The organism is Bradyrhizobium sp. AS23.2, assembly GCF_001908185.1.
GTDB lineage: Bacteria > Pseudomonadota > Alphaproteobacteria > Rhizobiales > Xanthobacteraceae > Bradyrhizobium.
This window is the reverse complement of the sequence record NZ_LGHM01000272.1, coordinates 1-5,408: the sequence shown is the minus strand read 5'-3', so window position 1 is coordinate 5,408 and position 5,408 is coordinate 1. Positions and strand designations below refer to the sequence as shown.

At 60.0% G+C, this 5,408-nt stretch carries 9 protein-coding genes and 1 pseudogene; 2 read left to right on the top strand and 8 right to left on the bottom strand.

The features are described 5' to 3' along the window. The 3 genes from AC630_RS40625 to AC630_RS40615 all read right to left on the bottom strand — a co-directional run. On the bottom strand, positions 1-183 hold a 183-nt coding region (locus tag AC630_RS40625), incomplete at its 3' end, for a hypothetical protein (RefSeq protein WP_074123942.1). A gap of 89 nt (positions 184-272) precedes the next feature. Next, positions 273-659 (bottom strand): hypothetical protein, encoded by a 387-nt coding sequence (locus tag AC630_RS40620; RefSeq protein ID WP_245330661.1) that lies wholly within the window; start codon positions 657-659, stop codon positions 273-275. Positions 660-675: 16 nt separating this feature from the next. After that, a complete protein-coding gene (locus AC630_RS40615) occupies positions 676-1,404 on the bottom strand; it encodes a class I SAM-dependent methyltransferase (RefSeq protein ID WP_074123941.1) in 729 nt (242 codons plus the stop codon). A 679-nt stretch (positions 1,405-2,083) separates the two neighbouring features. On the opposite strand from AC630_RS40615, the gene AC630_RS40605 reads away from it, so the two are divergent. Next, positions 2,084-2,290, top strand: coding sequence for a hypothetical protein (locus tag AC630_RS40605; RefSeq protein ID WP_074123936.1), 207 nt, complete (start codon positions 2,084-2,086; stop codon positions 2,288-2,290). Between the two features lie 12 nt (positions 2,291-2,302). Here AC630_RS40605 and AC630_RS40600 read toward each other — a convergent pair whose 3' ends face one another. From AC630_RS40600 to AC630_RS40585, 4 genes are all read right to left on the bottom strand, one after another. Then, positions 2,303-2,512: a hypothetical protein gene (locus AC630_RS40600; protein ID WP_074123935.1), complete on the bottom strand. Its 210-nt coding sequence runs from the start codon at positions 2,510-2,512 to the stop codon at positions 2,303-2,305. A 417-nt stretch (positions 2,513-2,929) separates the two neighbouring features. Further along, positions 2,930-3,322, bottom strand: a complete 393-nt coding sequence (locus AC630_RS47595; RefSeq protein ID WP_245330660.1) for a hypothetical protein — start codon at positions 3,320-3,322, stop codon at positions 2,930-2,932. Positions 3,323-3,391: 69 nt separating this feature from the next. After that, positions 3,392-3,592 (bottom strand): hypothetical protein, encoded by a 201-nt coding sequence (locus tag AC630_RS40590; protein ID WP_074123939.1) that lies wholly within the window; start codon positions 3,590-3,592, stop codon positions 3,392-3,394. A 174-nt stretch (positions 3,593-3,766) separates the two neighbouring features. Continuing rightward, positions 3,767-4,009: a hypothetical protein gene (locus AC630_RS40585; RefSeq protein ID WP_074123938.1), complete on the bottom strand. Its 243-nt coding sequence runs from the start codon at positions 4,007-4,009 to the stop codon at positions 3,767-3,769. 711 nt (positions 4,010-4,720) lie between these two features. Between AC630_RS40585 and AC630_RS40580 the strand changes: the two genes are divergently transcribed. Further along, positions 4,721-4,960 carry a hypothetical protein gene (locus AC630_RS40580; protein ID WP_143198710.1) on the top strand — a complete coding sequence of 80 codons (240 nt, stop codon included), beginning with the start codon at positions 4,721-4,723 and terminating at the stop codon, positions 4,958-4,960. Here the strand turns inward: AC630_RS40580 and AC630_RS43165 are convergent. Then, positions 4,960-5,368 (bottom strand): annotated as a pseudogene (locus AC630_RS43165) (helix-turn-helix domain-containing protein); the annotation flags it as partial. The gene AC630_RS40580 and the pseudogene AC630_RS43165 overlap by 1 nt on opposite strands. Positions 5,369-5,408 lie beyond the last annotated feature (40 nt).

Below are 5,408 nucleotides of genomic sequence, written 5' to 3'. Positions count from 1 at the left end.
CGCCGCTTCGGCCTCGCGAGCAAGTCGTTCAGCCTTTAACCTCTCGCGGTTTGCATGAAACGCCGCTTGGATGCGTTCATACTCGGACATCGCTACTTTGGCACCGGTTTCCTTGAAGACCCTTTGCGCCTCACGTTGGGCGGCAGTGGGCGGCTTCCATCCGTAATTTTTATGAGCGGTCATTCCCTCCTCCTTCGGTGATAGCCGTGGGGGCTTGTTGGTTCATCGGCGGCTGAGGGACCGGAGCTTGGGCTAATGCGGCAGATGGCAGCTCACGCATCTTGGCAGCGACCTTGTCCGCATCGCGGGATCCAGCCGTCCGAACTATGAACGCCGAATGCCGCCGATTTTACGCTCGACGCGGCAACAAGGGTTCGCAGCAGTTCTGACTTCGATTCCATGATGCGAACCTCGTCATCGGCCACCTCGACGCGCTGCGCCAGGGCGTGCAGGTGATCTCGCCGATAGCCGCCGTTTTCCAACCGAATCCGTTCGCGGGCCTTGTGGGCGAACGCCCTTATCATGTCGGAGCTCACGGCCTGATTGCCTGAGCTTTCAAGCGCAAGCTGCCATGACACAGACCAGCCTTGAATGACGCCTGCGACTTCGCGGCGAACGGCCGGTTGATGACCGGCCGCCATGGGCAAGAGTGAGCTCATGGCTCAGCACGAAATGTTACCGCCGCGAGGATATGATCAGCATCATAGGCCTCTCGATTTCTTCCTCCAAAGCAGGGGTTTCTCTGATCTGCTCTCGCGATGGAGCGAACTCTTCAACGGCTTTGATTGTAAACCCGGCATGAATCAGTGCGTTAAGCGTCGTGCCGATGGTCCTATGATACTTCACCACTCCTTTTACAAACCAGTCGGTCCGGCGCTCGCCCTCGACAGCGTAGCGGTTCACAGGCCAGATCTTACGGCCGTCCTCATCCTCGATCCATCGCGGGTAGGTGGCCGCCATAAAAATCGGATGCTCGATGGTAAAGACGAAATCGGCTCCAGGCGCGAGCGACCGATGAATCATGCGGGCAAGCCGCTCGAAGTCGCGGACATAGTGAAATGTCAGGGCGCTGTAGGCGAGATCGAAAGTTCTTTCGGGCAACTCAAGTGTTTCGAGATCAGCAGTTCGGTACGTGATGGCATTGTCACTCGTGCTCCCTTTTGCGCGAGCGATCATGTTCTCGGACAGATCGATCCCAAGAACGGACGCCGCGCCCTGTTCGCGCATCCAACGCGAAGTCCAGCCGAAACCGCAACCAAGGTCGACGATCCGTTTGCCGGCCAGGTCAGGAAGCTGAGCGCGTATCGCCGGCCATTCGGGAGCGCCGGAGAGGCCCTGAACTTGTCTGGGAAGCTGGCTATAGCCAGAAAAGAAGTCCGGATTGTCGTAGATGTTTTGTGCCATGATAAACTCCATCAAACATGATGGGACGAGGCACAACTCATGCGGAAAGCCTCGTCCACGAAGGGCGAGGCCTGGGTATCGTTCCGCTGTCATATTAAAGCGGTCGACGTCCCGGCATCCCGCCTTCTGGGATGCCGGCGAACCGGGAGACTATGTGGGTATCCTTCTCGACCATGTGGAAACGATATTGTGTGATGCTGCGAACGTCAACACATCGATCTCGAAGGCTACAGAAAGCCACGGGCCCAGAGTTCGGCGCCGAGCTCGGCTATGCGATCGAGCGCGGCTGGCTGTGGAAGCACGAGAGCGGGACTTACTTGCGGCTCATGAAGACAGAGGCCGCCAGCTGAAGCGCCCCAACGAGAACCGGCCCACCGTCTCACGCGCGTCGGACGATGGACCGTTCCGGGTGGATGGCGCGAAGCTGAAAGGGTCATCGCGCCACAGACCGATATCTCAAACACCTGGCTAGAATATTCGTTCCTGTTAGGGTGGTTCGGCCAGCGGAGGCCGTCTTACTTCGGCTTCTCGATGCCAATGTTAACGGCTGCTGGAGCGCCGCAGCTTTTAGGAACCGTGAAATATCGGCGCGCGTTCTAATCGCACTTTCGGCTCTATAGGCTTTCCCAGCCTTGGCGTTGAGCAATTGAGCTTTCGGTTCGATTTAGGAAACGGCGCAATGACTGAACATTGTCTGACCATAAACGCCGCCGGACGGCAACTCGATCTGCTGAGGGGCGAAGCAAGCCGCCTCGCAAAGGGCAGCAAAATCGACTGGTGGATTGAACGCGTGGATGGCTCCACGCGCTTCTGCTTTGAGGAAGCGAAAGCCAAAGACGAGTTCGCCCAGGTCTGCGACAGCTTCGGCATTCCCTCTCGAAAGTGAAGCTCGCCGGATTCAGCAGCTTGGCCTCTTACTGAGACGACCTTGCTCCAACTTCGATCGGCTCACCATTACCTTTTCGATTTCGCTAGCAAGCTGTCTAAAATGGGCGGCGAGGTGCTCGTAAAACTCTCGCTTCTGCGGATCCGTCGCGCTTCTGGCGATCCGCTCCGCGTAGTCGGCTTCGGTGCGCATTTTCTGCGCGCTGGCTTTCATGTCCTTCATGACGCCTTACCTTGGCGGCCGCAACCGCTTCTCGCATTGGCGGGCTCTCCTGAGGGCCCCGTCTCGCCCCGCACCAGTCGGGAGTTCTTTGGCTTCCTCGCGAAGCCGTTCGGCTTCGGCAGCCAGGCGCCTTTCCAAGTTTTCCGTCTGCTTGATCCGGCGCCGGTGCGATGTCATGCGGCAACTCCTCGGGGCCCCGCCGCTTAACGTTCCCGAACTGGAACGGTTTCTAGCGCTCCCACAAATTCGGAGGAACCATGACTGCGGTGCTGATTTGACCCGCGCTGGCTCGCTTCCCCCGAGCCGGCGGAGCGGCCCCGGCGATACCCCAAGCCCCTCTGCGGGCCGGGGCCGCCTCTCCGCTCTTTGAGAGAGAGCCAAAGCTGCTGGCCATGAAAGCCCGCTAATCGACACGACTTACTTCGGTGAGATTTTATAAACATCGCCGGGCTTGAGGTTGAACTCCTCGAACATCCTTTGCTGCTCTTCCGTCAGATGCACGTTCAATAGTTCGGCCGTCCATCCTTCAGGCACAGCGGCGAGAACCAATGTCAGCGCCTGACTCGGCTTAGCCAGCGCAATCCAAATCTCCGTCGCGGGCTCTCCCGCCGACGTATCGTCCGGGGTGACCTCAACGATGGAGAAAGAGTCGCCAAATGATTCCGCCATGATCGCCACAATTGATCTGGCGTCGTTTGTTGCAATGACCGCCCTCAAGCAAGATTGTTGCAACAGCACGTAGACCACGACGCTGGTCAGCAACGCCAGCCAGATCAGCGAAACTCCGAGATAGAGCTTGTCCCGGTCCATGAGCAACGGGTGGTTTAGATCCACCCGCGCCCCTTAATGCAGATCAAGGCCCCGAACAATAAGCCAAGCCTATTTCGGCGGCTGCAACCCGGGCAATCTCAGCCACTCGCTCACCTGCGAGCCGGTCTCGCACTGGCACGCGCGCCGCAGCAGGCCCTCCCGCTCAATACCTGGGGGAGTTTCCTTGGCTTGCTCGCGCAAGCGGCTGGCCTCAACTGCCAAGCGTTCTTCCAATGATTGGATCTGCTCGATACGGCGGCGCTGCACCATGGCGCTGGTCCCTGTTTGAGTGGGGCGGGAGCGCTGTGATGGGGCGTCCTCAATCACCGATAAATGCCACGGGCCGCTCGGCGATGGTGAGGAAGCTACGCCCGGCACAGAAAGATCGCCAGCGGTATATTTCGTTCCTATCTAGGAACCATCGCGGACCTGCTCTGCCAACGATCACTTGCGCCGGTCGTGCTCGGCTCGATTGGCGGTAGCAAGTTTGTCGCGGATGTACTCTGCGAGATCTCCGACCTCGGTTTCCAGGGCTTCCCGGGTGATGCCTTGGCCCTTGGCGCCCTCGACTAGGCGGTCGACCAGTTCGTCGACGTTCTGCGAAGCGCCCCTCAGGCCGTGCTGCTCGGCTGCGTGAACGCTATTTTCGAGCCAAAAGTCTACGTATTCGCGCGCCGCCGTTGGCATGTGATGTTCCCCGTGGAGAAAGCCGTATCCCGCGTAGAGGGCGAGTTGCAATAGGAAAAACCCCGCCAGCTCAAAAGGCCGGCGGAGTTTACCCGTAGCTCAAGACACCGGGCTTCCGATCGCCGACGGAATATGTTCGGACCATGCTGCTCCTCGGGGGCGCTGTCCGAGAGGAACGTTTGGGTCCCCAGAGAGTCGGATGGCGATAATCTGCGGCGTCGCCCGATGAAAAAGCAGTCGCATACGCGATCTCGGCTCTCATCGTGGGCTTCGGTGTCTGGATCTTTGTCGCCGGCCTATCCTCAAGCTCGCCCGCCCTATGGTCCGTCGTCGCCATGGTCCCCACGTGATCGGACTCGTAAGCGCCTTTGGGCCCAGCTAACGATCCTCCCCCAGGATGGAGAAATTCGCTTGCGCGCTCTTTCTGGTTGAGGAAATTTGTGCTCTTCACCAATACGGGGGTGCGCGGTGGACGACACAGATTTCCAGTACGACCTCGAAGAAATCGTTCAGATGGATGGAGTGGGCCTAGTCACGCTGCGGACGGCGCTGCGTCGCATGCCCGACCGGATTGGTCCTCTGGGCGTGCTATATCGTGGCAAGGCAAGGTGCCGGCACTGTTCGACGCGGGGCAGATCCAGGCCTTGATCGACAAGCATCGAGCCGAACTCGAGGCAGGCAACCCGCCCGGACACCGTGAGGCCGACGAGCATGACTTCGGGTAGTGCCCCCCTCAAAACACGAATCCGGTCCATTTCGCCGCTTGCCTGGATGCTCGGCGCCTCGGCGGCCGCGAACGTCATTACCATGCTCGCCGTGCTCTACATCGCGTTCGGCACCCCCAAGGTCTACGTGACGGACGGCTACGTCGACGCCAGCGTGACCAACCGGGTCAAGGTCGAGGTCAACGACGGGACGCCGATCCGGGTTCATGTCACGCGGATGCCATGATCATCCGCGACGTAACTCGATCCGTTGTCGCTCAGAAGCCGCGGGCGCTGCGCGACGGTGATGTGGTCGAGGCCGGAAGCTGCGAGCGCCTGGTCGAGCGTAGCCGTGACGTCGGAGGCGCACATCGTCGGCCCCAATCTCCAGGCCACAATGTCGCGCGAGAAGTCGTCGAGCACTCTGGCCGCGAACGTCGTCGGGAATGCGGTTCCAGACCCGATCCGGCCTCGATCGACGATCGGTCAGTGCCTCAACACCGCCCTCGCGATAACGATCGTACCAGCGATAGAACGTGGCTCGTGGGATGCCGAGCTTGTCCAGGGGGCGCCCGGCCGGCAGGTGCGACTGCTCGACCAACCGGATAATCTCGGCCTTCTCGGAGGCGGGGGACCTCATGCCTCGTCCTCCCCATCTCTTACCCGACAGGTGAATGCGAAGCATTCACCGAGAG

Coding starts and splice junctions, on each gene's coding strand:
- AC630_RS40585 (WP_074123938.1), bottom strand. CDS start 4,009: ATGCCAACGGCGGCGCGCGAATACGTAGACTTTTGGCTCGAAAATAGC.
- AC630_RS40605 (WP_074123936.1), top strand. CDS start 2,084: ATGACTGAACATTGTCTGACCATAAACGCCGCCGGACGGCAACTCGAT.
- AC630_RS40580 (WP_143198710.1), top strand. CDS start 4,721: ATGACTTCGGGTAGTGCCCCCCTCAAAACACGAATCCGGTCCATTTCG.
- AC630_RS40620 (WP_245330661.1), bottom strand. CDS start 659: ATGAGCTCACTCTTGCCCATGGCGGCCGGTCATCAACCGGCCGTTCGC.
- AC630_RS40590 (WP_074123939.1), bottom strand. CDS start 3,592: ATGGTGCAGCGCCGCCGTATCGAGCAGATCCAATCATTGGAAGAACGC.
- AC630_RS40600 (WP_074123935.1), bottom strand. CDS start 2,512: ATGAAGGACATGAAAGCCAGCGCGCAGAAAATGCGCACCGAAGCCGAC.
- AC630_RS47595 (WP_245330660.1), bottom strand. CDS start 3,322: ATGGACCGGGACAAGCTCTATCTCGGAGTTTCGCTGATCTGGCTGGCG.
- AC630_RS40615 (WP_074123941.1), bottom strand. CDS start 1,404: ATGGCACAAAACATCTACGACAATCCGGACTTCTTTTCTGGCTATAGC.